Genomic DNA, 25,448 nt, shown 5'->3' on the forward strand with positions numbered 1-25,448 from the left:
GTGTCAATGACACCCCCGGGCTCGGCGTTAATGCACTGGCAAGGGTTGTGGCGGTTTCAGGGCGCCGCGCGATAGGGGCCGGACTTGCCGCCGTCTTTCGACAAAAGCCGTATCCCCTCTATATGCATCGATTTTTCGGTGGCTTTCAGCATGTCATAGAGCGTCAGCGCCGCACCCGAAACGGCGGTCAGCGCCTCCATCTCGACCCCGGTCGGGCCGGTCGTCTTCACCGTCGCCTCGATCCGCACGCCGGGCAGGGCCGGATCGGGCGTCAGCTCGACCGAGACTTTCGACAGCGCCAGCGGATGGCAGAGCGGGATCAGATCGGCGGTCTTCTTCGCCGCCATGATCCCCGCGACGCGGGCAATTCCCAGCACGTCGCCCTTTTCCGCCGTGCCGGCGAGCACCAGCGCCAGCGTTTCGGGCGCCATCACGATGCAGCCCTCGGCCACCGCGACCCGGGTCGTCGGCAGCTTCTCGGACACGTCGACCATATGGGCTTTGCCCGCGGCGTCGAAATGGGTCAGCATGCCAGAAGCGCCTTCGTGGCGGCGGCAACATCGGCCTGTCGCATCAGGCTTTCGCCGATCAGGAAGCGCCGCGCGCCGACCGCGGCCATCGCGGCCATGTCGTCGGGGGTGAAGATGCCGCTTTCGCAGACCAAGTCCCGCCCTTCCGCCAAGATCGTCGGCGCAAGCGCGCGGGTCACATCAAGCGTCACCTCGAAGGTCTTCAGATTGCGGTTGTTCACCCCAAGCAGCGGAGATTTCAGCCATTTCAGCGCGCGGTCAAGTTCGGCGCGGTCATGCACCTCGATCAGCACATCCATGCCCCAGCCCGTCGCCGCCGCTTCCAGATCGACCGCCAGCGCATCCTCGACCGAGGCCATGATGATCAGGATGCAATCGGCGCCCCAGGCCCTGGCCTCGGCGACCTGATAGGTGTCGTAAAGGAAATCCTTGCGCAAAGCGGGCAGGGAACAGGCGTTCCGCGCCGCAATCAGGTACTCCGGCGCGCCCTGAAAGCTGGGCGTGTCGGTCAGGACGGACAAACAGGCCGCGCCGCCCGCCTCGTAGGCCCGCGCGAGGGCAGGCGGGTCGAAATCGGGCCGGATGAGCCCTTTCGACGGCGAGGCCTTCTTGATTTCCGCAATCAGCCCATAGCCTTGCGCGGCCTTCTGGCGCAAAGCTTCGGCAAAGCCGCGGCAGGGCGCCTGCGCCTTGGCCTGCGCGTCAAGCTCCGCCAAGGACACACGGGTTTTCGCCTCGGCCACTTCCTGAAGCTTGTAGGCCTTGATCCGGTCGAGGATGTTCGTCATGCGCCCAGCACCTCGCGCAGCGCCACAAGACGCGCCTTGGCGGCCCCGGAGTCGAGACTTTCCGCCGCCATCGCGGCCCCCGTCTTCAGATCGCCCGCCTTGCCCGCCACAACCAGCGCCGCGGCGGCATTCAGCAGCACCGCATCGCGGTAAGCGCCCTTGCGGCCATCCAGCAAATCATTGAACGCGCGCGCATTCTCGGCCGGTTCGCCGCCGATGATCGCCTCGAACGGATGCGTCGGCAGACCGGCTTCCTCGGGGTGGACCTCGAATTCCGAAATCTCGCCATTGCGCAGCGCAGCCACCCAGCTCACCCCGCAGATCGAGAGCTCATCGGTGCCGTCCGAGCCGTGCACGAGCCAGGCCGCCTCCGAGCCGAGCGCCTTCAGCACCTCGGCCATCGGCCGGATCCAGGCGCGCGAGAACGCCCCGGTCAGCTGCCGCTTCACCCCGCCCGGGTTCGTCAGCGGCCCGAGCAGGTTGAAGACTGTGCGCGTGCCCAGCTCGACCCGCGCCGGGCCGATATGCTTCATCGCCGGATGGTGCATCGGCGCCATGAGAAACGTGATCCCGGCATGGGCCAGCGCCTTTTCGGCGGCCTCCGGCCCCTTCATCACGTCGAGCCCCATCGCCGTTAGCGCATCCGCCGCGCCCGACTTGGACGACAGGTTGCGGTTGCCGTGCTTGGCGACCGGCACGCCCGCGCCAGCGACGACGAAAGCCGTCGCGGTCGAGATGTTCAGCGTGCCCTTGCCGTCGCCGCCGGTGCCGACGATGTCCATCGCCCCCTCGGGCGCGGCGATCCGGTGCATCTTCGAGCGCATCACCGAGGCGGCGGCGGCGATCTCATCCACCGTCTCGCCACGGGTGCGCAGCGCCATCAGCAACCCGCCCATCTGTGCGGGCGTCGCCGCGCCCTCGAAGAAGATCTCAAACGCCGTTTCGGCCTCGGCACGGGTCAGCGGGCGGTCGGCGGCAAGGCCGATCAGGGGCTTGAGTTCGCTCATGCGCTCACCTTCACTTTCGCTTCCGTCAGGAAATTGCGCAGCATCGCGTGGCCATGCTCGGAGGCGATGGATTCAGGGTGGAACTGCACCCCCTCGATCAGTTTGGTGCGATGCCGCAGCCCCATGATCATGCCGCTGTCGAGCCATGCCGTGACTTCAAGGCAGTCGGGCAGGCTTTCCCGCTCGACGATGAGCGAGTGATAGCGCGTTGCCTGAAACGGGCTCGGCAGACCGGCGAAGACGCCTTTGCCCTCGTGATGGATCGTGCCCATCTTGCCGTGCACGATCTCGCCCGCGCGGATCACCTTGCCGCCGAAAGCCTCGCCAATGGTCTGATGGCCAAGGCAGACCCCCATCAGCGGCACGCCCGCCTCGGCCGCGGCGAGCGTCAGCGGAATGCAGATCCCCGCCTGCGCCGGATCGCAGGGCCCGGGGGACAGCACGATCGCTTCGGCACCCAGCCCCATCGCCTCCTGCACATCCATGGCGTCGTTGCGCACCACCTTCACATCCGCGCCGAGCGCGCCGAAGTAATGCACCAGGTTCCAGGTGAAGCTGTCGTAGTTGTCGATGAGCAGGAGCATGCGCAAATCCTTCTGGCCGCCCGCATTCTGGGGGTGAACCGGGTCAGGCGTCGCGGTATAGATGTTCAGAGCAAGCGGCCGGGGTCAAGCCTTCAAGGCCGCGATCTAGGCGCGCAGAAAGCGGCAAAAAGGTCGAAGAGGGGCAGGATGGCTGGCGGTCTGATCAAGGGCATGGTTGCGGGTGTGGTCGTCTCGGGGCTGGGGCTGGGCGGGGTCTCGCTGGTGATGCCGTTGCCGCAGCAGGGTCTGGGCAAGACTGCGTCCCCCGACGCCACGCCGTCTCAGGCCGTGGCCCTGCCCGAGGCCTCCGAATTCGCCCGCACCGGGGTTGAAGCTCCGCCTGCGGCCCCCGCCGCAACGCCCGTGCCCGAGGAAACGCCCGCCATCCCCGCCGCCCCCGCCCAGACGCCGGTCATCGAGACCGCGCCCGCGCTAAACAACCGAGCCGCCCGCGAAACCCGAAACCGCCGAAACGCCGCCGGTGATCGCGCCGCCGCCGCAAACCCCGCGGTCGCGCTCGAGACCCCGCCGCAGGCCGAGCCCGCGATGCCGGTGCCGCCGCCGGGCGAGGCCGCGGCCCCCGATCTGCCCCCGGCCGAAGCTGCGCCTGCGCCCGCCGCGAGCGGCGAGATCACCTTGATGCCGGATGGTGCCGTGGTGCCGCAAAGCCCCGCGCGGCCCCGGGTGATCGTGCCGGGCGACAGCGCGGGCTTTGCCGCGGCCGCGGGCACGAAGGTGAACCGCCTGCCGCAGATTGGTGCGCAGCCGCAGGGGAGTTCCGTTCCGCCCTCCGGCACGCCGGTCAAACCCTTCGGCAAGACGGAGGCCGCGCCCGCCGAGGTGCCGCACCCCCGCGCCCGAGGACACCGGCCCCGCGCTCGAGCGCTTTGCCGCGCCCTTCGTCGCCAAACCCGGCAAACCCAGCGTGACGGTGCTGCTGGTCGATGTCGGCACCCTGAAGGGGGGGGGGCTTGATCCGCAGACGATCGCGGCGCTTGGCGATTGGGTGACGGTGGTGCTGGATCCCGCCGCGCCCGGCGTGACCGAGGCGGCGCAAGGCTACCGCGACGCCGGGCTCGAGGTCGCGATGCTGGCCGATCCCCTGCCCGAAGGGGCGACGGCGCAGGATCTGGAAGTGGCGCTGGCCGCCTGGCATCAGGCCGTGCCGCAGGCGATTGCGCTTGTGGAACCGGAAACCCCGGTGCTGCAGGGCAATGCCCGTCTGCTGACGCAGGTGGAAAAGGCGCTTGGCGCCGAGGGGATGGGCTATGTCACGCAACCGGGCGCGATCGGTGTAAAGGCGACGCGGGACACCCCGCGCGAGGGCATCTTTCGCGTGCTCGATGCGCAGCGCGACAAGGCGGCGGTGATCACCCGCACGCTCGGCCGCGCGGCGTTCGAGGCGACGAAGGACGGCTCGACGGTGGTCATGCTCTCCGCCTGGCCCGAATCCGTGGCCGGTCTGACCGCCTGGGCCTCGGAAGACGGGGGCAAATACAACCTCGCGCCGCTTTCGGCGCTGCTGAAGGCGCAAGGCGGCAAGTAAGGCCGCGCCCGGCCCGGCCCCCTGCAAGAGCGTATTTGGACCAAGAAGAAACGGCATCGGCTTCTTCTTGGACCAAATACGCCCCTTTCCGCAGGTCGTCCCGGTCGCCGCCGCCGGAATTGCGTATTTCGCCCAAGAAAAAGCCCTCCCCGAAGGGAAGGCTGTTTTTCCTTGTCCAAATACGCCCTTCGCGCGGGCGGGCTTAAAGGTTGCCGCGGCGCACGAAGAGCCCCGCATCTTCCGCCGCGCGGCGCAGGGCCTTGGATTTGTTCACGGTTTCCTGGAACTCCGCCTCGGGGTCGCTGTCATAGACGACACCGCCGCCCGCCTGGATGTAAAGCGTCTGATCCTTCACCACCGCGGTGCGCAGCGCGATGCACATGTCCATCTCGCCATTTGCCGCGAAATAGCCGACACCGCCGCCATAGATGCCGCGCTTTTCCGGTTCCAGCTCATCGATGATCTCCATCGCCCGCACTTTCGGCGCGCCCGAAACGGTGCCCGCGGGCAGACCGGCGAGCAGGGCGGAGAGCGCATCCTCGCCCTCGGCCAGTTCGCCCACCACGTTCGAGACGATGTGCATGACGTGGAATAGCGCTCGATCACGAATTTCTCGGTCGGGCGCACGGTGCCGATCTTCGCCACCCGGCCGACATCGTTGCGGCCCAGATCGAGCAGCATCAGATGCTCGGCCAGTTCCTTCTTGTCGGCGAGCAGGTCCGCTTCCAGCGCCTTGTCTTCCTCGGGCGTCGCGCCGCGGGGGCGGGTGCCCGCGATCGGGCGGATCGTCACCTCGCCATCGCGCAGCCGCACGAGATCTCGGGCGAGGCGCCGACGATCTGGAAGCCGCCGAAATTGAGGAAGAACATGAAGGGCGAAGGGTTGGTGCGCCGCAGCGAGCGGTAAAGCGCAAAGGGCGGCAGCGGGAAATCCGCAGACCAGCGCTGCGCGGGCACGACCTGAAAGATGTCGCCCGCGCGGATGTAGTCCTTCGCCTTCTCCACCGCGGCCTTGTAGCCCTCGGGGGTGAAGTTCGATTTCAGCGGCCCGACCTGCGCGGCCTCGCCCATCTCGCGGCCCTGTGCGGGCGTGCGGTCAAGATCGCGCAATGCATCCATCACCCGTTCCGCCGCCTGCGCATAGGCCGCCCGCGCCGAGAGGCCCGATCCATGGAAGGCGGGGCGCAAGGATCACGTCGCCCTTGACGCCATCCAGCACGGCGACGACCGAGGGCCGCATCAGCACCGCATCGGGCACGCCGAGCGGATCGGGATTGACGTTCGGCAGATGCTCGACGAGCCGGATCGTGTCATAGCCAAGATAGCCGAAGAGCCCGGCCGCCGCCGCGGGCAGGCCCTCGGGCATGTCGATGCGGCTTTCGGCGATCAGCGCCCGCAGGCTCTCGAACGGATGGCCGGGCAGGTCTTCGAAGCGATCTTCGAACCGGGCCTGCCGGTTGATCCGCGCCGCCGTGCCGCGGCATTCCCAGATCACGTCGGGCTTCATGCCGATGATCGAATAGCGCCCGCGCACTTCGCCGCCGGTCACCGATTCCAGCATGAAGCTGTTCTTCTGTGCATCCGCCAGCTTCAGCATCAGCGAGACCGGCGTATCGAGATCGGCCGCCAGCCGCGCATAGACCAGCTGGTTGCGGCCCTCGGCCCAGGCGGCCTCGAACGCGTCATATCCGGGGAAAAGCGCGACCATCGGGGCCTCCGTCACTGAAACTGCGATTGCACGGCAGCGATCATCGCGCTGTCGAGCTTGATACCGGCCTCGGCCTGCGCCGCGCGGGCGTAGAAGGCGACGAGATCGGTGCCGATCGACTGGCCAAGCCGCGTGTCGAAGGTCTTGCGCAGCTGCACCAGTTCCGGATCGGCCATGTCGGCCGGTTTCACCGCGCGCACGAGCAGCACGAAGACCTTGCCGTCCTCGGTCAGAACGGCGGTCTTGCCGGCCTCGGTCGTGAAGGCGGTTTTCGCCAGCGCCTGCGGCGCGCCCTCGACAAAGCCGTCGCGCTGCAGATCGGGGGCCGATTTCTCGGTCAGCCCGGCCTCGGTCAGCGTTTTGCCCGCCGCCAGCGTCTCGCCCACGGCCTTGGCCTTCGCCTGTTTCGCCTTCACGAGCTCGGCCGCACGCCAGCTGGCTTCGACCTTGTCGCGAACCTGCGCGAAGGGGATCGGCGCCGCCGCCGTCACGCCATCAAGACGCAGCGCGAAAACGCTGCCATCTTCGAGCGTGCCAAGTTCCGGGAAATCGTCGGCGGTGACCTTCGCGGCCGCTTCGCGGAAGGCGTCATAGGCGGCGATGCCGTCGCGGGTATCGGCCGCCATCGAGATCTTGCCCGCCTGCATCTTGGTTTCCTTGACCATGTCCTCAAGCGTCGCGCCCGAGGCCAGCTTGTCTTCAAGCTCCGAAGTCATGTCGCCGATCATTCGCCGCGCCTTGTCGATCGCCAGTTCGGCGGCAATGTCACCCTTGGCTTCGTCGAAGGTGGTGGTTTCGCTCGGCACGAGGCTTTCGAACTCGAAGATCGCCGGGCCAAGATCGGTGTCGAGCGGCCCGACCGGGCCGGGGGTCGTCTGGGCAAAGACGGTCTTGCCCGCATCGCCGCCGACCTGATCCTGCGAGACCTCGCCAAGGTCGATATCCGTCGCGCTCAGCCCGCGCTCCTTGGCCAGATCGACCAGCGTCGCCGTACCCGCCTTGATCTTCGCCATCGCGGCTTCGGCCTCGGCCATGGTCGGGAAGACGAGCTTTTTCAGCTTGCGCCGCTCGGGCTGCACATAGTCCGACTTGCGCTCGTCATAGGTCGATTTCAGCAGCGCCTCGTCGATGGTGATGTCGTTCTTCAGCATCTCGGGCGTCAGCCAGACGTAGGAAATCTCGCGCGTTTCGGGCTTGGTGAATTCGGCGATCTGCGCCTCGTAATAGGCCTTCAGCGTCGCGTCATCGGGCTTGGGCAGCGCCTCGACGATCCCGGCATCGGGGATCTCGGCAAAGGCCACATCGCGGGTTTCGCCCAGATAGCCGATGTAGCTGTCCAGAAGCGGCGCCGGAGCCGCCACGCCGCCCGCCGCCGCGCCTTGCAGGATCGAGCGGGCGATATCGGCGCGCAACTGCGTCTCGAAACCGCTTTCGGTCATGCCTTGCTGCCGCAGCGCCTCGCGATAGGTCTCGCGGTCGAATTTGCCATCCATGCCCTGAAACGGCCGGGCCGAACGGATCTGCTTGCTCACCTCGGCATCGCCGACCGACAGCTCAAGCCGCCGGGCCTGTTCGCTCAGCGCCGCGGTGTTGAAAAGCTGCGCCTGCACTGCCTGATCCAACCCCATCGCCCGCACTTCGGACATCGAGGGCGCATGGCCGATCTGCTGCGCGACGGCGTCGATTTCCTGCCGCAGCGCCTGGGTATACTGCCGGGTGCTGATTTCGCTCTCGCCCACCGCCCCGATGCTTTGACCGCGGTTCGAGAAGCTGCTGACCTTGTAGCCGCCAAGGCCCAGAACGATCATCGCCAGAAGCACCCAGACCATCACGCTCTTGCCAGAGCTGCGCAACAACGTCGACATGGGACCTCCCGGGGTTTTCTGGTCTTTTGGGGTGTTTAGGGCTTTGGCCGCAAGGCCGCAAGCATCAGAGCCGCAGTCGTCCCCGATCAGGGCTGCAATGCGGCAAGCCGCCTCATCAATTCCGCGATACCCGCGGTGTCGATATTGGCAAAAGCGATGCGCAGCTGGCGCTGCCCGGCGGGGTCGGTCGCGGGCATGAACATCGTGCCCGGCAGCAGCAGCACCGAGGCCTCGGTCACCAGACGCTTGGCAAACTCCGGGGCGGGCAGGGGCGAGGGGTGTTCGACATAGGCGAAATAGGCGCCACAGCCGAGCGTTTTCCAGCCCGGCAGTGCGGCGAGCCCCGCCGTCATCGCAGCGCGACGGGCGAGGATCTCGGCCCGTTCGCCCGCGACCCATTGCGTCAGGTTCTGCATCCCCCAAAGCGCCGCGATCTGGCCCAACTGGCTCGGGCAGATGGCGACGGTATCGAGGAATTTCTCCACCTCGGCCAGCCGCGCCGCACTCGCGACGATCGCGCCGACGCGGTGGCCGGTCAGCCGATAGGCCTTCGAAAGGTAAAGCTGGATCAGCGTCTCGTCCCAATCGGGGTCGGTGAAAAGATCATGCGGGGCTCCCGATCGGGCGTCGAAATCGCGGTAGGTCTCGTCGACGATCAGCGCAAGGCCGTGACGGCGGGCCAGATCGGCAAAGGCGCGCACCAGCTCGGCCGGATATTCGACGCCGCCCGGGTTGTTCGGCGTGACCAGCACGATGGCGCGGGTGGCGGGGGTGATCAGCGCCGCCGCGTGATCCGGGTCGGGCAGCAGGCTCGGCCCGGTCGGCAGCGGCACCGTCGTCACGCCCGCCATGTCGAGCCACATTTTATGGTTGAAATACCAGGGCGTTGGCAGAAGAACTTCATCCCCGGCACCCGCCAGAGTGGCGAGCGCCGCGCAGAAGGCCTGATTGCAGCCCTGGGTGATCGCCACCTGCGCCGGGGTGATGGTGCCCCCATAGGTCGCGGACCATTGCGCCGCCACCTCGGCGCGCAGATCGCCATTGCCCAGGACCGGCCCGTAAAGATGCGCGGCGGGGTTGTCGAGCGCCGCTTGCGCGATCGCCTGACGCAGCGCGAGCGGCGGCGGATCGATCGGCGCGGCTTGGGATACGTTGATCAAGGGCCGCTCGGGCGGGAAGGTGACCCCCTCGATCCAGCGCCGCGCCTCCATCACCGGGGGGGCAAAGGTAGTGCCAAGCGCGGGGTTCAGCGGGTGGATCATGGCGGCCTCCGGTCAGTGTCGCGCCACCCTTCCATTCGCCCGCGCCCTTGGCAAGGGGAGGACGCCTGCGGCGGGCGCGTATTTTTGCCAAGAAAAAACCGCCTGCTTTTTCTTGGTGCAAATACGCCCTGTCGCGGGTGGGGCCGGGCGCGCGGCTTCAGTCGGTGCCGCGATAGGGCTGGACGTATTGCAGCGCCATGTCCCAGGGGAAAAAGATCCAGGTGTCTTGCGAGACTTCGGTGATGTAGGTGTCGACCTGCTCGCGGCCCTTCGGTTTCGCATAGACGGTGGCGAAATGCGCCTTGGGATACAGGCGGCGCACTAGTTCGAGCGTCTTGCCGCTGTCCACCAGATCGTCGATCACCAGAATGCCTTCGCCCTCGGCGCCCATCAGATCATCCTGCGGCGCCTTGATCACCACCGGATCGGATTGGGTCTGGTGGTTGTAGCCCTTGACCGAGATCGTGTCGATGATGCGGATGTTGAGTTCGCGCGCGATGATCGCCGCGGGGACCATGCCGCCGCGGGTGATGCCCACGATTGCCTTCCAGGCGCCATTGTCGGGCCCCTTGCCATCGAGCCGCCAGGCCAGCGCCCGCGCATCGCGGTGCAGCTGGTCCCAGCTGACGTGAAAGCCTTTTTCATGCGGCAAACGTTCGGCCATCTTTGCCTCCTCAGGTCAGGGCAAGCTTCAGGCCCATCAGCCCCAGAAGCCCGCCGAAAGTGCGGTCGATCAGTGTTTTCAGGCCCAGATAGGCGGCCCGCGTCCGGTCGAGCGAGAAGATCCGCGCCACAAGCACGTTCCAGACCGTATCGTTGAAGAAGATGATGCCCAGAATGACGCCGTAAGCCCAGAAGGGCACCACCGGCGGCAGGAAGGTCAGGAAGACCGTGCCGAAGAAAACGGCCGGTTTCGGATTGGCCAGCTGGGCCGCAATGCCACGCCAGACTTGCCCCAGCGCGGTGCGGCTGGCGTGATCCTCGGGCAGTTCCATCGACATCGGCTCGGCCGAATGGCGCCACATCTTGTAGGCAAGGTAAAGCAAATAGGCCGCGCCCGCGAATTTCAGCACGGTGAGCAGGGTGGGGGCGATCTTGAACAGCAGCGCCAGTCCGAACATCGCCGCAACGGCCCAGATGCAGGCGCCAAGGCCGATGCCGACAGCGAGCCAGGCGCCGCGCACGAAGCCCTCGCGCAGACTTGTCCGGGCCGCCAGCAGCACCGCCGGACCCGGAGAGATCGCCGCCGCAAGCGAGATCATGTAGATGCCCAGAAAGGCGGCGAAGCTCATCTCAGTCCTTGCGCCCCGTCACCACGTCGATATCGGGCGCGTCGACCGCCTTCATGCCGACGACATGATAGCCCGCATCGACGTGCAGGTTCTCGCCCGTGGTCCCCGACCCCAGATCCGAGAGCAGGTAAAGCGCGGCCTTGCCGACCTCTTCCTGCGTCACGTTGCGGCGCAGGGGCGAATTCAGCTCGTTCCACTTCATGATGTAGCGGAAATCGCCGATGCCCGGGCGGCCAGCGTCTTGATCGGCCCGGCCGAGATCGCGTTGCAGCGGATGCCGAGCTTGCCCAGATCCTCGGCGATGTACTTGACCGAGGCTTCCAGCGCGGCTTTCGCAACGCCCATCACGTTGTAATGCGGCATCACCTGTTCGGCGCCGTAATAGGTCAGCGTGAGCAGCGAGCCCCCCGCGGGCATCATCGCCGCGGCGCGGGCGCAGACGGCGGTGAAGGAATAGACCGAAATGTCCATCGTCATGGTGAAGTTGCCGCGCGAGGTGTCGACATAGCGACCGCGCAGCTCGTTCTTGTCGGAGAACCCGATCGCATGGACCACGAAATCGAGTGTCCCCCACGCGTCCTTCAGCCCGGCGAAAAGCGCATCCATGCTGTCTTCATTCGCCACGTCGCATTCGAACAGGAGCGGCTTGCCAAGGCTTTCGGCCAACGGCTCGACGCGCTTTTTCAGCGCCTCGCCCTGATAGGAGAAGGCAAGCTCAGCGCCCGCATCGGCAAGCGCCTTGGCGATGCCCCAGGCGATCGACTTGTCATTGGCGAGCCCCATGATCAGGCCCCGTTTTCCCGCCATCAGGCCCGTCGTCATTTCCGCAATCTCCCGCTTGCCTCTGGAAAGTGCGCTCTCATTAGGCGAAGATTGCAAAGTCAGCAAGGCGGGTTGACGTCGGGGCAGCGGCGCCTTGGCGTCGCATCCTCAACAGAAAGGGCAGGATATGAGCGACAGAACCGGCATCTTTGCGGGCGAAGATCCCTTTGCGCTGGCGCAATCCTGGCTGACCGAAGCCGAGAAAACCGAGATCAACGACCCCAATGCCATTGCCCTGGCCACCGTCGATGCCGAGGGGCTGCCCAATGTGCGGATGGTGCTTCTGAAAGAGATCGAGGCGCACGACGCGCCCTCGGGCGGGGCGTTTTTGTTCTATACCAATTACGGTTCTGCAAAGTCGGCCGAGATCGAGGCTGCGGGCAAAGCCGCCTTCGTGCTGCACTGGAAGAGCCTGCGTCGGCAAATCCGCGTGCGCGGCCTCGTGAGTCGTGAAGAGGGGCCGCAGGCGGACGCCTATTATGCCTCGCGCTCGCTCAAGTCGCGGCTCGGTGCCTGGGCCTCGCGGCAAAGTGAACCGCTGTCCTCGCGCACGGCGCTGATGGCCGAGGTGGCGAAGGTGACGGCCGCGCATGGCACCGCGCCCTCGCGTCCGCCGTTCTGGGGTGGTTTCCGCATCTTGCCGCTCGAGATCGAATTCTGGGCTGACGGGGCGTTTCGGCTGCATGATCGCTTCCGCTGGCGCCGTGACGCGCCGGGCGCCGCCTGGGAGATCCTTCGGCTGAACCCCTGATCCTGACGCTGCGTCAGCCTGAAATGCGGCTCAAATTGACTGCATTTCACGCTTCGCCAATCGCAGACTGCCCAAAAAGACAAGCCAAATCAGCTTGAATCCGGTTGCGAACCTGTGACAACTGATCTGCAGCGCTCTGGCGGACGTCCACAGTCCCGGCGCATCAGAAAATGGACGGCAGCGGATGGTTGACGAAGCGGGCGCGGCGCGTGAAGTCGCGGGTCGGGTGAAATGGTTCGACGCGGGCAAGGGTTCGGGTTCATCCTCGACGGCGAGGCGGACCGGACATTCTTCTCCATGCCAATGTGCTGCGCAATTTCGGACAAAGCTCGGTGGCTGACAATGCAGGATTCGCGTGCTGGTGCAGGCGACGCCGCGCGGGGCGCAGGCGATCGAAGTGCTCGAAATCTCGCCGCCCGAAACCGACAACCGGCTGGCGCCGATCGAGGATCTGGGCGAGACCGACCCCGAGGTGATCGCGGCGCTGCCGCTGGAACCGGCGCGGGTGAAGTGGTTCGACAAGGGCAAGGGTTTTGGCTTTGCAAATGTCTTCGGCAGGCCCGAAGATGTCTTCATCCATGTCGAGGTGCTGCGCCGCTCGGGGTTCGCCGATCTGGCGCCGGGAGAGGCGGTATGTCTGCGGGTGATCGAGGGGCGGCGCGGCCGGATGGCGGCGCAGGTCACAAGCTGGGAATCCGCGCTGCGCACGCGCTGATCCTTTTTCTTGTCGCGGGTCTTTGCGGGCTGGCGGCTCCTGTGGCCGCTGCCGACTGCGATGATGCCAGCTTCGCGGCGGCGCGTCAGGGGCAGGGCGAGGCCGTGCTCTGCATCGAACGCCCCGAAGGTCGGCTGCGCCTGAACGTCGAGATCGCCGATACCGAGGCCGAGCGCGAACGCGGTCTGATGGGGCGCGATCATCTTGATCCGGGCAGCGGCATGATCTTCGTCTATCCGGGGCCGCGCACGGTCGCGTTCTGGATGCATGATACGCCTTTGCCCTCGACATGCTTTTCATCGATGCCACGGGCCACATTCTGACCATCCATCCCGACGCGCGCCCTATGACGAGACCCCGATCTGGTCGGGCGGTCCGATCAATATGTGCTTGAGATCGCGGGCGGGCAGGCGGCTGCGCTGGGGCTGGCACCCGGACAGCGCATCCTGCCGCTCGACTGAGCCATTTCCCCTTTTCAGCGCCCGCCGGTGTCGCTATTGAAGGCGCAATCGGGGCGTAGCGCAGCCTGGTAGCGCGTCTGTTTTGGGTACAGAAGGTCGTGAGTTCAGATCTCGCCGCCCCGACCATTCCGAATTCCCTTTATAGTCAATGGCTTAGGCGGCGGCTCGGTCGGCCATGTGTTACAGTCAGGCGTGTGTAACACATGGGCTTTCCGGTTGGGCCGACTCGCCTTTGACATGAAAACGGGCGAGGTTTTCACCTCGCCCGCGTGCTTGTTGATTGTGCCGGGGATCAAGCGGCTTCGAGCCTGCACTTGATGGCCGCAATAACGTCTTCGAGATGTTCGGGCGGCGTCGCCGCAAGTGCATCGTCGGTTTCGTGGAGTGCGCAATTTCAGAACGAGGTAGAGCTTGTTCGGTGAACCGGTGTCTTTTCGTCATCCGCTCACGAAGCCGTGAGTTCAATCTCTCCTCGGCACGTCGCGGGCAGGATGTTTGCGTCACAGAGAACTTCGGTCAGGGCCGTTTCCCAGTCGGCGGCCCGCGCGGCCATGCGCAGATCAAACAGAAGGCGGGCGTAAGCGTTCTCGTCAATGAAGGTCGGCCCTGCTTTGAGCGACGGCGATTACGTGTTGAAGGCGCGCAACCGCTGCCGGATGCAGGCGCAAGGCGGTGCGACGATCACCGCCGAGCGGTTCAGAAAGTTCGCACCGGGGCTGGTCAAGATACGGTTGAAGCCTTTCGGGAACAGAGATTCGTGCCCAGAAGCGGCCATCCTTCTCTTTCCAATACCGAAGCTTCCCAGCCATCTTGCACCCCGATTCTGGCACCAACTCTGGGACCAAAAATGGCACAAGGGTCGGAAAATCAAGGTTATTCTTTGAGATCAAAGGGATGCTCTGGTAGGCCCGGAGGGACTCGAACCCCCAACCAAGGCGTTATGAGCGCCCGGCTCTAACCATTGAGCTACAGGCCCCCAGAGTGCGCAAAGCTCTAGGCAAGATGGGCACAACGGTCAAGCGCCGGAATGGGGCAGGGGGCCGCCCCATTCCGATCCCCGACGCTCAGCGCAGATGCGCGAGGAAGGTGTCGATTTCTTCCGCGGTCGTGTCCCAGGTCGTCACCATCCGCGCGGCCAAGGGCGTCTCGCCCGGGCCGTCGAGCGATTGGTCGAAGGGCCAGAGATAATAGGGCGCCCGCCGCATGGAGCGCGCGATGCGCGGCACGGGGAAGGCGGCGAAGACCTCGTTCGCCTGCGTCGGATGGGTAAGCGATGCCCCGGGCACCGCCGCAATCCCCGCCGAGAGCCGTGCGGCCATCGCATTCGCGTGCCGGGCGAGGCGCAGCCACAGATCGCCGTCCAGATAGGCCGCCATCTGCGCCGCAAGGAAGCGGTGCTTCGAAAAGAGATGGCCGCCGCGCTTGCGGCGCAGCTCGAACTCCCAGGCGCGGGCGGGATCGAAGATGATCACCGCCTCGACCCCCATGCAGCCGTTCTTGGTGCCGCCAAAGCTCAGCACGTCGATCCCGGCTTTCCAGGTCACCTCGGCGGGCGTGCAGCCCAGAGTGACGAGGGCATTGGCAAACCGCGCCCCGTCCATGTGCACCGGCAGCTTGAACTCGCGCGCGACCGCCGTCAGCGCGGCGACTTCGGCGGGGGTGTAGATTGTTCCGGCCTCGGTCGCATTCGTCAGCGAGACCATGCCGCGCTGCACGTTATGCACCCCGGCCCGCGCGGTATGGGCGATCGCCGCGCGCAGACCGGCAGGGTCCATCTTCGCATGCGGGCCGTCCACCAGAACCAGTTTCGAGCCGCCGGTGTAGAATTCGGGCGCGCCGCATTCGTCTTCTTCGATATGGGCATTGCGGTGGCAGAAGATCGCCCCCCAGGGCTGAGTCAGCACCGCACAGGACAGCGCATTCGCCGCCGTTCCGGTCGCCACCAGATAGACCGAAGCATGCGGCGCCTCGAAGATCTCGCGCAGATGTTCGACCACCGCCCCGGTCAGCGGATCGGCCCCATACGAGGCCACATGACCCGCATTCGCCGCCGCCAGCGCAGCCATGATCTCGGGTGCGACGCCCGCGGTGTTGTCAGAAGCAAAATGCATTCAGAGGTCCTCGATGATATAGTCCTGCCAGTCTTCCTCGGGCACCTCTGCCTCGGAGACGGTCCATCCGCGCACCGATTGACGGGCGTCATGCACCGTCTCGGGATCGCCGGAAATCAGATAGTGCCAGGGCTCGAGCGGCTTGCCCTCGTAGCGCAGCCGATAGGCGCAGGTCACGGGCATCCAGTAGACGCTTTTCTTCAGCGATTTCGGCGTCAACCGCACGCATTCGGGCACGAATTGATGCCGGATCTCGTAGTTGCGGCAGCGGCAGCTTTCGCCGTCGAGCAGCCGACAGGCGACCCGGGTGAACTCGAGCTCGCCCGTGTCTTCGTATTCGAGCTTGTTGAGGCAGCATTTGCCGCAGCCATCGCACAAGGCCTCCCATTCGGCGGGGGTCAGCTTGGCCAGCGGCAAGGTCCAGAACAGGGGCGCAGATTACTACTCATCGCGCAAAGCTGACTCGGATCGGGGCATTTTCATAGTCACATCACGCGGAGCGCAGGATTTCGCGCGCGGTTTCGCAATCGGCTGCCATCTGTTTCATCAGGGCGGGCAGGCCGTCGAACTTCATTTCCGGGCGCAGATAGTCGACCAGCGCCACCGAGAGGTGCTGGCCGTACAAATCGCCCTCGAAATCGAAGAGGAAGGTCTCGAGATTCGGCGCGTTTTCGCCAAACATCGGCCGCACGCCAAGGCTCGCCGCGCCGAGGTAAGCCCCCGCATGCGGGCCGGTCAGCACATCGACCTTGACCGCATAGACGCCGAGCTTCGGCAGATGCAGCCGCGCCACCGACATGTTGGCGGTCGGAAAGCCAAGGTCGCGGCCGCGCTTGTCGCCGTGCATCACCTCGCCCTCGATCCGGTGCAGGTGACCGAGCATCTTCGCCGCATCGCGCACCCGCCCTCGGCCAGCGCCTTGCGGATGTTGGTCGAGGACCTCGATCCCGTCGATGTGCAGAAGCGGCGCCACCGTGACGTCAAAGCCAAGCTCGCGGCCAAGCGCGATCAACTCGGTCGTGCCCGCGGCGCGGCCCTTGCCAAAGCGGAAATCGCCGCCCACCGTGACATGGGCGACGCCCAGCCCCTCGGCCAGAACTTCGCGGGCGAAGGTTTCCGGGTCCATCCCCGCAAGGTCGCGGTTGAAGGGCAGCTCGTAAAGCCGTTCGACGCCGAGTTTCGCCAGCCGATGTTCCCGCGCTTCGGCGTTCATCAGCCGGAAGGGCGCGGCATCCGGGGCGAAGACTTCGCGCGGATGGGGTTCGAAGGTGATGATGCCCAAGGGCTCGCGACCGCGCGCCAGATCGATCACCGATTGATGCCCCAGATGCACCCGTCGAAATTGCCCATCGCCACCGAGGCGCCACGCGCCTCGGGCGAGAGCCGTCCAATGGGTATAGGTCTGCATTCCCGGTCTCGTCCCCGCCTCCGGCGAGGCCGCCGGTCGTGTCAGCTCTTGCAGGCGGGCGCCAGAACCTGCGCTTCGCCCTCGATCACCACCGTATCGCCCACGCGGCAGCGGGTTTCAAGGGTCACGCGACGCTTCACCGGGTCGATCGACGCAACCGTGACTTCGGCCGTGACGACGTCACCGGGGCGGACCGGGGCGCGGAATTTCAGCGATTGGCCAAGGTAGATCGTGCCATGGCCCGGCAGCTGCTCGCCGATCACCGCCGAGATCAGCCCGGCCGAGAGCATCCCATGCGCGATCCAGCCCTTGAACATCGTGCCCTTGGCGAAGTCGTCATCCAGATGCACCGGGTTGCAGTCGGTCGAGACCTCGGCAAAAAGTTCGATGTCGCGGTCGGTGATTTCCTTGGTCAGGCTGCGCATCATGCCGACCTCGAGCTGGTCGATGCAGATCGTGCCGCGGACGATGGGGTCGGTCATGAGAGGCGCTCCGGCTTGGGTCATGTTGCGCCGCGGCATAGCATGGCACTATTCACCATGCAAGCGCAGCGAAACTTATGAACCCAAGATGAAGGTCGAACGCAAGATAGTTGCGAGACGATTTCAGCGCAGACGGCCGATCGTGTATTGCGGGTCTTGCTGACGCGCGCCGAGCCAGCCCCGGAGCAGGTCCCGGTTCGGATTGTCGACATCGGGGCCGAATTGCTCGGCGGCGAGCCCGCCCGAGACGAAGAGCACGTCGAGGTTCTCGCCGATCGCGCCCGCCACATCGGTGTTGATGCCGTCGCCGATCGCCAGCACGCGGCTGTCATCGGCCAGACCGAACTCCGCCATGCGGCGCCGCGCCATGTCATAGATCGGCGGATGCGGTTTGCCGAAATACATCGTGCGCCCGCCCATTTCCTCGTAAAGCGCGGCGAGCGCGCATGCGCAATAGATCCGGGTTTCGCCCATGTCGACGACGACATCGGGGTTGGCGCAAAGCATCGGCAGGCCGCGGGTCTTGGCTTCAAGGAAGCGCGGGCGGTAGTCTTCGGGGACTTCGTTCAGCTCGTCGAAGGGGCCGGTGCAGACGATGCCCTCGGCCTGATCGAAGGGACCAGCTGAACATGGGTCCGGCCCTCCCATTCTTTCGGGATCTCGGTGAAGAAGCCGTCGTCCTTGTGCGGCCCGAGGTGCCAGAGCTTGCGCCCGACCGCGCCTGCGAACATCGCATCCTGCGCCGCGTCGCCCGAGGTGACGATGGCATCCCAGGCCTCGCGCGGCACGCCCATCCGGTCGAGCCCCTCGGCGACAAAGCGGGCCGGGCGCGGCGCGTTGGTGATCAGGATCACCCGGCCGCCCTGACCGCGGAAGCCTTGAAGCGCGGCGACGGCCGCGGGGAAGGGGGCGACGCCATTGTGCACGCAGCCCCAGAGATCGCACAGCAGCACGTCGTAACGGGCGGAGATTTCGGCGAGCGACTGGAGGATGCGGGTCATGGGGCGGCCTTTCGGAACGGTTCGGACATCGATGCGGCCAGCTTATGACATGGGTGCGACAGAATGACAAAGGGCACGACGCGGTGCGGCGCGCGTCGCGGCCGCCCGGGGCAGGGCGCTGCCCCCTCTGGCTGCGCATTCACCCCGAGGTATTTTTGGCAAGATGAAATCCGGTTCATTCATCTTGCCAAAAATACCTCGAAAATCCCGGGACAGGGCAGCGCCCCCTGCTTGCCCAGGGCCCCAAGCTGCGGTATCTCTGCATCTCAAGAACACCAATGAAAGCGAGCACCATGTCCGGCGATCTTCTGTCTTCGACCCAGACCGAGACTTATGACGCCTCCTCGATCGAGGTGCTCGAAGGGCTGGAGCCGGTGCGCAAGCGGCCGGGCATGTATATCGGCGGCACGGATGAGCGCGCGCTGCATCACATGGTGGCCGAGATTCTCGACAACGCCATGGACGAGGCGGTGGCGGGGCACGCCAATCGGATCGAGGTCGAGGTGAACGCCGATGGCTCGGTCACCGTGCGCGACAACGGCCGCGGCATTCCGGTCGATCCGCATCCGAAATTCCCCGGCAAATCGGCGCTGGAAGTGATCCTGTGCACGCTGCATGCAGGGGGCAAGTTCTCGAACAAGGCCTATTCGACCTCGGGCGGGTTGAACGGGGTGGGCTCGTCGGTGGTGAATGCGCTCTCGGATCTGATGGTGGTGCAGGTCGCGCGCAACAAGGAGCTTTACGAGCAGCGGTTTTCGCGCGGGGTGCCGCAGGGGCCGGTCGAAAAGCTTGGCGCGGCGCCCAATCGGCGCGGCACGATGGTGACCTTTCACCCCGATCCGGAGATTTTCGGCTCGCTCAGCCTGAAACCCGCGCGGCTCTTCAAGATGACGCGCTCGAAGGCTTATCTGTTTTCGGGCGTCGAGATCGCTGGAAGACCGCGATCCCCGATGGCGACACGCCGACGGAAGCGACCTTCCATTTCCCGAATGGCCTTGCCGATTATCTGGGCGAAGCCCTGACCGGGGCCTCGACCTATTCCGACAAGCCCTTTGCGGGGCGGGTGAGTTTCGAGGAGAAATACAACATCAGGGTCGGTCGAATGGGCGATCAACTGGACGCCGGTGCGCGACGGCTTCCTGCATTCCTATTGCAACACCGTGCCGACGCCCGAAGGCGGCACGCATGAAGCCGGGTTCTGGGCCGCGATCCTCAAGGGCATCCGCGCCTATGGCGAGCGGATCAACAACAAGAAGGCGGCGCAGATCACCCGCGAGGACATGCTGACGGGCGGCTGCGCGTTGATTTCGATCTTCATCCGCGAGCCGTCCTTTGTCGGCCAGACCAAGGACCGGCTTTCGACCGAGGAAGCCGCGCGCTGGGTCGAAAATGCGGTGCGGGATTATTTCGACACCTGGCTGACCACCGATACCAAGGCCGCGGGGCGATCCTGATTTTCTTGTGCTGCGGGCCGGGCGGCTGCGGCGCAAGGCGGAAAAGGACCTCGCGCAAATCGGCGACGAAGAAGCTGCGGCTGCCCGGGAAGCTGGTCGATTGCTCGGCCACGAACCGCGAGGGACGGAGCTGTTCATCGTCGAAGGCGACTCGGCCGGTGGCTCGGCCAAGATGGCGCGGGACCGGACGATGCAGGCGCTTTTGCCCTGCGCGGCAAGATCCTGAACGTGCTGGGCGCGGCGAGTTCGAAACTGGGCCAGAATCAGGAGATCAACGATCTGGCGCAGGCTTTGGGCGTGGGTCTGGGCACGAAGTTCCGCGTCGATGATCTGCGCTATGACAAGATCATCATCATGACCGACGCCGATGTCGACGGCGCGCATATCGCGTCGCTTCTGATGACCTTCTTCTTCACCCAGATGCGGGGGCTGATCGACAAGGGCCATCTGTATCTGGCCTGCCCGCCGCTTTACCGGCTGACGCAGGGGGCGAAGCGGATCTATGTCGCCGACGATGCCGAGAAGGAGCTCTGGATGGCCAAGGGTCTGGGCGGGCGCGGCAAGATCGACGTGCAGCGCTTCAAGGGTCTGGGCGAGATGGATGCCAAGGACCTGAAGGACGACGATGAACCCGGCAACGCGCAAGCTGATCCGGGTCACGATCGACGACGAATTCGCGGGCGAGACCGATGATCTGGTCGAGCGGCTGATGGGGAAAAAGCCCGAGCTGCGGTTCCAATATATCACCGAGAACGCGCGGTTCGTCGAAGAGCTGGATGTGTGATCCCGCAGGGGGGGAACGTGTTGATCGACAGCGTTGTCGACGCCGCAAAAGCTAGCCTCGTCGCCGACCTCTTTGCGGTTCCGGCGATCGAGGACTATGTGGTCGCCCGTTGGGCATATCTGAACGGATTGAAACGCCAATACTACTGGAGCGCGGCACAGGCGCTTGAGAAACTGCTCAAAGCCTCGTTGATCTCTGCGAATGTGGGGGTGAGAAACGACAAGCACCACATCGCCAAGATGAGCACCAAACTTGAGGCTCTCGGCCAAGGCCTTCGCTCACAGAGCCCTTCTCAACGGTTGAGCCACACAAACTTATCCGGGAACACAATCTGACCCGATGGGGTTCATCGCGCAGATCGATCAATACGGGGCCCCTAACTCGCTACGGATTGCTGGACTTCGTGACCTATGAGGGCGACATCCATCGGTTTGATGAAACCGTTTTCGGATCATCGTCGCAGAGGTCGATCGCTTCCGTAGGCAAGAACGATAATCCCGGCTTTCGTCCTGAGCACTGGGCGTTTTCTTCAGACGCGAGAGATGCTGCACTCAAAGGTAATCGGATTTTCCAAAGCTCCAATCCAGCTCACCTTCTGCACGGCGACGGTTTCTGTATGGCGCGTACGCCCAAGAAAATGCACGATTACGATTCAGAACCCTGAAGTCGGCGATGCAATGGCTCCGTGGACTTGCGCAGATGGGCTAGAGATTCTTCAGGCCCTTTCCGATACCTTTGCCCCAGAGATTTGCCGGTTGATGCGCCCGGTGGTATGTGTGTACGAAGTTCGACAAGTTTGTCTCAACAAAGCCGTCTATCCAAAGCGCGCGAGTGACAACCAATCTTGACCGGCCTAGACGGTGCATGGAAGCCTTAACGGCTGTTCTCTGAGACCGCTATCTCGGTCGAACGTCGCTCGCCCGCCTGTGGATGGAGTATGCAGCTGTTGCAGCCATCAGACTTCGGGCGCATTGAACGAGCGCGCCCGATCCTGTCTTGTGTTCAGCCGTGCCGGGGCGCTGACAGGACTGAGCCAGCCCGCTCAGTTCAGCACCTGCCGCCGCCGCTCGGCCTCGCGTGCCAGGATCGTGCGGGCCGGATGCGCCGAGATCGGCACCCGGCGGTCGGGGGATATTTCGCCCGCGGCGATCAGTGCATGATAGCGCGCGCAGCACACCCGCAGAAACGAGGTAAAGTTGCCCAGGTCGTGATCGGCATCCATCGCCTCGTGCCAGAGCTTGGTGATCAACTGCGCGGTGGTCATGCCGTCGCGCTGCCCGATCTCGGTCAGCGTGTCCCAGAAATGGGTCTCGATCCGGATCGAGGTGGCGACCCCGTCGATGCGCAGGCTGTGGGTGCGGCTTTGCCATTGACCCGCATCGGCCTTGATGAAGAGTTCACACATCGCGGGCCTCCTTCCCGTTGATGTTACAACAGCGCCATGAACTGTTTGAGCCACGCATGGACATCCTGGACGACGGCCCCGAGGCTTCGAAAACGGCCCCTCCGGCAACACGCCCGAATTCACCGTCTCGGAAATCTCGGGCGCGGTGAAACGGGTGATCGAGGGCGAGTTCACCCGTGTACGCGTGCGCGGCGAGGTCGGGCAGGTCAGCCGTCCCGGCTCGGGGCATCTTTACTTGACCTCAAGGACCAGAATGCCGTCATCGCCGCCGTCAGCTGGAAGGGGCAGGTGGCCCGGATGCAGATCCGCCCCGAGGAGGGGATGGAGGTCATCGCCACCGGCAAGCTGACCACCTTTCCGGGGCAGTCGAAATATCAGCTGATCGTCGATGATGTCGAACCCGCGGGGGCGGGGGCGCTGATGGCGATGCTCGAAGCCCGGCGCAAGGCGCTGACGGCCGAGGGGCTCTTCGATCCCGCCCGCAAGAAACCGCTGCCCTATCTGCCCGCGGTGATCGGGGTCGTCACCTCGCCTTCGGGTGCGGTCATCCGGGACATCCTGCACCGGCTGCGTGACCGCTTTCCGCGCCGGGTGCTGATCTGGCCGGTGGCGGTGCAGGGGCAGGCCTGCGCGCCCGAGGTGGCGGCGGCGATCCGTGGTTTCAACGCGCTTGCGCCCGGGGGCAAGGTGCCGCGGCCCGATCTGATCATCGTCGCGCGCGGTGGCGGCTCGCTCGAAGACCTCTGGGGCTTCAACGAGGTGGTCGTGCGGGCGGCCGCCGAAAGCAAGATCCCGCTGATTTCCGCCGTGGGGCACGAAACCGACACGACGCTGATCGACTTTGCCGCCGATCGCCGCGCGCCCACCCCCACGGCAGCGGCGGAAATGGCGGTGCCGGTGCGGGCGGAGCTGGCGATCCGGCTTGCCGAGATGCAGGCCCGCATCGCCCGGGCGACGCAACTGCGCCTCAGCACCCGGGCGCAGCGCCTGGCCGATCTGTCCCGCGCGCTTGGCCGCCTGAGGCGATCACCCGGCCGCGCCGCCAGCGCTTCGATCTGGTCGCCGACCGGCTTCGCCCGCGCTGCGCATGGTTGTCGTGCGCAAGCGTGCGGCCTTTGCCCCGCTCGAGGCCCGGATCTCGCCGCGGCTGTTGCAGACCTATCTGCGGGTCGAGCGCGACCGGCTGGCGTCGCTCTCCGACCGGTTAGAGCGCGCAGAAGACCCGGCTGACCCGGGCGCAGGACCGCTTCGCGCGGCTCACCGCGATGCTGCAGACGCTCGGCTATCAGGAGACCCTGCGGCGCGGCTATGCGGTGGTGCGCGGCCCGGCCGATCAGGTGCTGACCACCGCCGCCACCGCCGCGACCTGCGCGCCCCTCGAAATCGAGTTTCAGGATGGTCGTCTGCGCGTCCTCCCCTCCGACGCGCCGCCGCCCCCGCCGCAGGTGGCCCCGAAACCGGTCCAGAAACCGGCCGCAAAAACCCGCAAACCTGCCAAGGCCCCGCCCGATCAGGGCTCGCTGTTCTGAGGGGTTTCACGGGCAACCCGCGAAGAGCGTATTTGAGCCAAGAAAAAGCCCATCGCTTTTCCTGGCTCAAATACGCCCTTTCTGACCGCAGGACCGGGCGCGGCGTGTCAGACCCGACCTCCGGCCCGGGGCAGTTCAGCGGTGCGGTGCTGGTGTCGAGCGAGACGAGGGGCGAGCTGTCCTTCTTGCCTTCGAACCAGGCGACCAGCGCGTTGCCCTGCATGTGGAAGGTCCAGCATTGCAGCCCGACATCGGCGCTGTGGTAGTCGAAGCAGATCTGCTCGCCCTTCTGGAACCAGTCGCCTTCCTCGCAATCGCCCTCGGCGAAGGCCCAGACGACCTTGTGACCGGGGCGGTATTCTTCGATCCGTAGGTCACGCCGCCCGCGGAATAGGTGATGGTCTTGCCGAGCGTCTGCGCGTCGAATTGCTCTGCCGTGAGCGGGGGCCGATGTCCTCGGCCAGCGCGCCAAGGGGCGAGGGCAAGGGCGAGTGAAATGAAAACTGGGCGCATCGGGTCTCCCTTGCGCCCAGCTTGCCGTATGTGCACGGGCGTGGAAAGCCACGCCTGCGTGAAAGTTTCTCAGGCGTCGGCCTTTTCCGGTTCCGCCGCAGCGGGGGCGGCCGGAGCTGCGGGGGCCACGCTCACTTGCGGGGCCTCGGCCGGTTCGGCGTCGGTCAGGACGAGCGGCGTTTCGCCCTCGGCCGGTTCCGCCGCGGCGGGGGCCGGGGCGAGCTTCGGTTTCGGCTCGCTGTAGACGCTTTCGCCCTTGCGCACGGCCAGAACGCGATGGTCCATCAGCCGCGCGAATTGCGAGGCACCAGCGCCAGCATCGCCATCACCGGCAGGCTGTAGGGCAGGATCGGACGACCCTGTTCCTTCAGATCGCCCAGTTGCAGCGCCGGATAGGGCGCGTCGGATGGGCGTGGTGATCGGAGTGGCGCGGCGCGTTCAGCATCATCAGCGCCGAGCCGGTCTCGATCGCATCCCAGCTGTGCGCGGCCGTCACCGGTTCATATTCGCCCGGTGCGGTTTCTTTTCGCACAAGGCCATAATGCTGGACGTAATCCGACAGCATCAGCTGCGCCTGCGTCAGCGCGCAGAGGAACAGGAAGCTGGCAAACCCGGCCGAGCCGAACAGAAGCCCGGCGCCGATCACGAACCACACCCACCCAGAACATAGGTGGCATAGGGGTTGATGCGGTTGAGCCGCTCCTTGAGCGTCGGCTTGCCCGGATTGGCCTTCACCCGCGCGTCGATGATCGCCTGTTCCTTGGCGTAGCCCGCCTTGAACGACTCTGACCACGTGCGCGAGGCATAGTTCCAGTAGCTTTCGCCCAGCGTCGCCGTGGCCGGATCGGCGGGCGTCGCGACCGAGACATGGTGCACCAGCCGGTGTGCCGAGACATGGTGGCCATAGAGCAGCGAGATGTAGACCCACTTGCCCAGATTGAACAATTTCCGGTCGGCGCGGTGGATCAGCTCATGCGCGTTCGCATTCGAGATCTGCCCGAACCAGAGCGCGGCGGCGATCATCAGGCCAAGCGTCCCCATCGTCGAGATGCCCGCATAGCCCGCGAGCGAGGCGACGACGATCGGCAAAAGCACGAAATGGGTGATCGCGAGCGCCGACGACAGCTTGTCGGCGGCGGGGAATGCCGAGCCCTCGGGGGCATCGGGCGCGGGCTTCGGCGCGCGGCGGTCGACGACGAAGATGCCGACCGTGATCCAGGCGACAGCGAGCCAGGAGAAGAGGCCTCCGAACAGCGCACCAAGATCAGCGGCACGGGGCAAAGGCGAAGAGAGCGAAAGTGTCGACTTCGGGGTTTCGCGGCCGATCTTGCGCAGTTTGCGCAGGGCGACCATGAATTTCGCGAAGGACAGTTCAGCGGGCTTTTCAGTCATGATGCGGTTTACTCCGGCATGAGATGGCTCCGACTTGAG

21 protein-coding genes, 2 tRNA genes and 6 pseudogenes are annotated in these 25,448 nt (G+C 65.5%); 9 read left to right on the forward strand and 20 right to left on the reverse strand.

Going from position 1 to position 25,448, the window contains the following annotated elements:
* Window positions 1–56 precede the first annotated feature (56 nt).
* Genes moaC through ACTTAI_RS07725 form a run of 4 tightly spaced genes read right to left on the reverse strand, consistent with a single transcriptional unit; the run spans window position 57 to window position 2,909 of the window.
* Window positions 57–530 carry a cyclic pyranopterin monophosphate synthase MoaC gene (gene moaC / locus ACTTAI_RS07710; protein WP_444455201.1) on the reverse strand — a complete coding sequence of 158 codons (474 nt, stop codon included), beginning with the start codon at window positions 528–530 and terminating at the stop codon, window positions 57–59.
* Complete coding sequence (gene trpC / locus ACTTAI_RS07715) at window positions 524–1,318, reverse strand: indole-3-glycerol phosphate synthase TrpC (protein ID WP_444455202.1); 795 nt, start codon at window positions 1,316–1,318, stop codon at window positions 524–526. Before trpC ends, moaC begins: the two co-directional genes overlap by 7 nt.
* Window positions 1,315–2,325: an anthranilate phosphoribosyltransferase gene (gene trpD, locus ACTTAI_RS07720; RefSeq protein ID WP_444455203.1), complete on the reverse strand. Its 1,011-nt coding sequence runs from the start codon at window positions 2,323–2,325 to the stop codon at window positions 1,315–1,317. Before trpD ends, trpC begins: the two co-directional genes overlap by 4 nt.
* A complete protein-coding gene (locus ACTTAI_RS07725; protein ID WP_444455204.1) occupies window positions 2,322–2,909 on the reverse strand; it encodes an anthranilate synthase component II in 588 nt (195 codons plus the stop codon). The genes trpD and ACTTAI_RS07725 overlap by 4 nt, the downstream gene beginning before the upstream one ends.
* A 147-nt stretch (window positions 2,910–3,056) precedes the next feature.
* On the opposite strand from ACTTAI_RS07725, the gene ACTTAI_RS07730 reads away from it, so the two are divergent.
* Window positions 3,057–3,884 (forward strand): hypothetical protein, encoded by an 828-nt coding sequence (locus ACTTAI_RS07730; RefSeq protein ID WP_444455205.1) that lies wholly within the window; start codon window positions 3,057–3,059, stop codon window positions 3,882–3,884.
* The gene (locus ACTTAI_RS07735) at window positions 3,835–4,455 is read left to right on the forward strand and encodes a divergent polysaccharide deacetylase family protein (protein ID WP_444455206.1); all 621 of its coding nucleotides are present in this window, start codon (window positions 3,835–3,837) and stop codon (window positions 4,453–4,455) included. Before ACTTAI_RS07730 ends, ACTTAI_RS07735 begins: the two co-directional genes overlap by 50 nt.
* A 202-nt stretch (window positions 4,456–4,657) precedes the next feature.
* Here ACTTAI_RS07735 and trpE read toward each other — a convergent pair.
* From trpE to fabI, 6 genes and pseudogenes are all read right to left on the reverse strand, one after another.
* Window positions 4,658–6,162 (reverse strand): annotated as a pseudogene (gene trpE / locus ACTTAI_RS07740) (anthranilate synthase component I).
* Between the two features lie 11 nt (window positions 6,163–6,173).
* Window positions 6,174–8,027: a SurA N-terminal domain-containing protein gene (locus ACTTAI_RS07745; RefSeq protein WP_444455207.1), complete on the reverse strand. Its 1,854-nt coding sequence runs from the start codon at window positions 8,025–8,027 to the stop codon at window positions 6,174–6,176.
* A gap of 86 nt (window positions 8,028–8,113) precedes the next feature.
* Window positions 8,114–9,289 (reverse strand): aminotransferase, encoded by a 1,176-nt coding sequence (locus tag ACTTAI_RS07750; RefSeq protein ID WP_444455208.1) that lies wholly within the window; start codon window positions 9,287–9,289, stop codon window positions 8,114–8,116.
* 157 nt (window positions 9,290–9,446) lie between these two features.
* On the reverse strand, window positions 9,447–9,953 hold the full coding sequence (gene gpt / locus ACTTAI_RS07755; protein ID WP_444455209.1) for a xanthine phosphoribosyltransferase: 507 nt from the start codon (window positions 9,951–9,953) through the stop codon (window positions 9,447–9,449).
* Window positions 9,954–9,963: 10 nt separating this feature from the next.
* A complete protein-coding gene (locus ACTTAI_RS07760) occupies window positions 9,964–10,581 on the reverse strand; it encodes a LysE family translocator (protein ID WP_444455210.1) in 618 nt (205 codons plus the stop codon).
* Window position 10,582: 1 nt separating this feature from the next.
* Window positions 10,583–11,403, reverse strand: a pseudogene (gene fabI, locus ACTTAI_RS07765) (enoyl-ACP reductase FabI).
* 127 nt (window positions 11,404–11,530) lie between these two features.
* Here fabI and pdxH point away from each other — a divergent pair.
* The 4 genes and pseudogenes from pdxH (at window position 11,531) to ACTTAI_RS07785 (ending at window position 13,456) form a co-directional block, all read left to right on the forward strand.
* Window positions 11,531–12,154: a pyridoxamine 5'-phosphate oxidase gene (pdxH, locus tag ACTTAI_RS07770; RefSeq protein WP_444455211.1), complete on the forward strand. Its 624-nt coding sequence runs from the start codon at window positions 11,531–11,533 to the stop codon at window positions 12,152–12,154.
* Window positions 12,155–12,338: 184 nt separating this feature from the next.
* Window positions 12,339–12,869: pseudogene (locus ACTTAI_RS07775) on the forward strand (cold-shock protein).
* 41 nt (window positions 12,870–12,910) lie between these two features.
* Window positions 12,911–13,192: a DUF192 domain-containing protein gene (locus ACTTAI_RS07780; RefSeq protein WP_444455212.1), complete on the forward strand. Its 282-nt coding sequence runs from the start codon at window positions 12,911–12,913 to the stop codon at window positions 13,190–13,192.
* Between the two features lie 187 nt (window positions 13,193–13,379).
* A tRNA-Pro gene (locus tag ACTTAI_RS07785) sits at window positions 13,380–13,456 on the forward strand.
* A 774-nt stretch (window positions 13,457–14,230) separates the two neighbouring features.
* Here the strand turns inward: ACTTAI_RS07785 and ACTTAI_RS07790 are convergent.
* The 6 genes and pseudogenes from ACTTAI_RS07790 to ACTTAI_RS07815 form a co-directional block, all read right to left on the reverse strand.
* Window positions 14,231–14,306: transfer RNA gene (locus ACTTAI_RS07790), tRNA-Ile, on the reverse strand.
* Window positions 14,307–14,394: 88 nt separating this feature from the next.
* Window positions 14,395–15,441 (reverse strand): threonine aldolase family protein, encoded by a 1,047-nt coding sequence (locus tag ACTTAI_RS07795; RefSeq protein ID WP_444455213.1) that lies wholly within the window; start codon window positions 15,439–15,441, stop codon window positions 14,395–14,397.
* A complete protein-coding gene (locus ACTTAI_RS07800; RefSeq protein ID WP_444455214.1) occupies window positions 15,442–15,858 on the reverse strand; it encodes a YcgN family cysteine cluster protein in 417 nt (138 codons plus the stop codon). It abuts the gene before it with no gap.
* Window positions 15,859–15,931: 73 nt separating this feature from the next.
* On the reverse strand, window positions 15,932–16,849 hold the full coding sequence (ribF, locus tag ACTTAI_RS07805; RefSeq protein ID WP_444455215.1) for a riboflavin biosynthesis protein RibF: 918 nt from the start codon (window positions 16,847–16,849) through the stop codon (window positions 15,932–15,934).
* A 41-nt stretch (window positions 16,850–16,890) separates the two neighbouring features.
* Entirely contained in the window at window positions 16,891–17,331 is a 441-nt protein-coding gene (locus ACTTAI_RS07810; protein ID WP_444455216.1) for a MaoC family dehydratase, read from the reverse strand.
* Between the two features lie 123 nt (window positions 17,332–17,454).
* A pseudogene (locus ACTTAI_RS07815) lies at window positions 17,455–18,332 on the reverse strand (TIGR01459 family HAD-type hydrolase).
* Window positions 18,333–18,625: 293 nt separating this feature from the next.
* Here ACTTAI_RS07815 and parE point away from each other — a divergent pair.
* Together parE and ACTTAI_RS07825 are read left to right on the forward strand one after the other, a co-directional pair.
* A pseudogene (parE, locus tag ACTTAI_RS07820) lies at window positions 18,626–20,570 on the forward strand (DNA topoisomerase IV subunit B).
* Between the two features lie 20 nt (window positions 20,571–20,590).
* A complete protein-coding gene (locus ACTTAI_RS07825; protein ID WP_444455217.1) occupies window positions 20,591–20,905 on the forward strand; it encodes a hypothetical protein in 315 nt (104 codons plus the stop codon).
* A gap of 707 nt (window positions 20,906–21,612) precedes the next feature.
* On the opposite strand, the gene ACTTAI_RS07830 is transcribed toward ACTTAI_RS07825, so the two are convergent.
* A complete protein-coding gene (locus ACTTAI_RS07830) occupies window positions 21,613–21,975 on the reverse strand; it encodes a ribbon-helix-helix domain-containing protein (RefSeq protein ID WP_444455218.1) in 363 nt (120 codons plus the stop codon).
* Window positions 21,976–22,108: 133 nt separating this feature from the next.
* Here ACTTAI_RS07830 and xseA point away from each other — a divergent pair.
* Window positions 22,109–23,504, forward strand: a pseudogene (gene xseA, locus ACTTAI_RS07835) (exodeoxyribonuclease VII large subunit).
* Between the two features lie 582 nt (window positions 23,505–24,086).
* Here the strand turns inward: xseA and ACTTAI_RS07840 are convergent.
* The 3 genes from ACTTAI_RS07840 to ACTTAI_RS07850 all read right to left on the reverse strand — a co-directional run bounded on the left by ACTTAI_RS07840 (window position 24,087) and on the right by ACTTAI_RS07850 (window position 25,409).
* Window positions 24,087–24,302, reverse strand: coding sequence for a hypothetical protein (locus tag ACTTAI_RS07840; protein WP_444455219.1), 216 nt, complete (start codon window positions 24,300–24,302; stop codon window positions 24,087–24,089).
* A gap of 82 nt (window positions 24,303–24,384) precedes the next feature.
* Entirely contained in the window at window positions 24,385–24,672 is a 288-nt protein-coding gene (locus ACTTAI_RS07845; RefSeq protein WP_444455220.1) for a fatty acid desaturase, read from the reverse strand.
* Window positions 24,660–25,409, reverse strand: a complete 750-nt coding sequence (locus ACTTAI_RS07850; protein ID WP_444455221.1) for a fatty acid desaturase — start codon at window positions 25,407–25,409, stop codon at window positions 24,660–24,662. Before ACTTAI_RS07850 ends, ACTTAI_RS07845 begins: the two co-directional genes overlap by 13 nt.
* Window positions 25,410–25,448 lie beyond the last annotated feature (39 nt).

It is taken from the genome of Rhodobacter capsulatus, assembly GCF_052363175.1.
GTDB lineage: Bacteria > Pseudomonadota > Alphaproteobacteria > Rhodobacterales > Rhodobacteraceae > Rhodobacter > Rhodobacter capsulatus_D.

Bases quoted from the DNA above. Each gene is read 5' to 3' on its own strand.
- trpD (WP_444455203.1), bottom strand. From the start codon at position 2,325: ATGAGCGAACTCAAGCCCCTGATCGGCCTTGCCGCCGACCGCCCGCTG.
- ACTTAI_RS07840 (WP_444455219.1), bottom strand. From the start codon at position 24,302: ATGGACCATCGCGTTCTGGCCGTGCGCAAGGGCGAAAGCGTCTACAGC.
- moaC (WP_444455201.1), bottom strand. From the start codon at position 530: ATGCTGACCCATTTCGACGCCGCGGGCAAAGCCCATATGGTCGACGTG.
- gpt (WP_444455209.1), bottom strand. From the start codon at position 9,953: ATGGCCGAACGTTTGCCGCATGAAAAAGGCTTTCACGTCAGCTGGGAC.
- ACTTAI_RS07730 (WP_444455205.1), top strand. From the start codon at position 3,057: ATGGCTGGCGGTCTGATCAAGGGCATGGTTGCGGGTGTGGTCGTCTCG.
- ACTTAI_RS07795 (WP_444455213.1), bottom strand. From the start codon at position 15,441: ATGCATTTTGCTTCTGACAACACCGCGGGCGTCGCACCCGAGATCATG.
- ribF (WP_444455215.1), bottom strand. From the start codon at position 16,849: ATGCAGACCTATACCCATTGGACGGCTCTCGCCCGAGGCGCGTGGCGC.
- ACTTAI_RS07830 (WP_444455218.1), bottom strand. From the start codon at position 21,975: ATGTGTGAACTCTTCATCAAGGCCGATGCGGGTCAATGGCAAAGCCGC.
- ACTTAI_RS07750 (WP_444455208.1), bottom strand. From the start codon at position 9,289: ATGATCCACCCGCTGAACCCCGCGCTTGGCACTACCTTTGCCCCCCCG.
- ACTTAI_RS07745 (WP_444455207.1), bottom strand. From the start codon at position 8,027: ATGTCGACGTTGTTGCGCAGCTCTGGCAAGAGCGTGATGGTCTGGGTG.
- ACTTAI_RS07760 (WP_444455210.1), bottom strand. From the start codon at position 10,581: ATGAGCTTCGCCGCCTTTCTGGGCATCTACATGATCTCGCTTGCGGCG.
- ACTTAI_RS07810 (WP_444455216.1), bottom strand. From the start codon at position 17,331: ATGACCGACCCCATCGTCCGCGGCACGATCTGCATCGACCAGCTCGAG.
- trpC (WP_444455202.1), bottom strand. From the start codon at position 1,318: ATGACGAACATCCTCGACCGGATCAAGGCCTACAAGCTTCAGGAAGTG.
- ACTTAI_RS07850 (WP_444455221.1), bottom strand. From the start codon at position 25,409: ATGACTGAAAAGCCCGCTGAACTGTCCTTCGCGAAATTCATGGTCGCC.
- pdxH (WP_444455211.1), top strand. From the start codon at position 11,531: ATGAGCGACAGAACCGGCATCTTTGCGGGCGAAGATCCCTTTGCGCTG.
- ACTTAI_RS07725 (WP_444455204.1), bottom strand. From the start codon at position 2,909: ATGCTCCTGCTCATCGACAACTACGACAGCTTCACCTGGAACCTGGTG.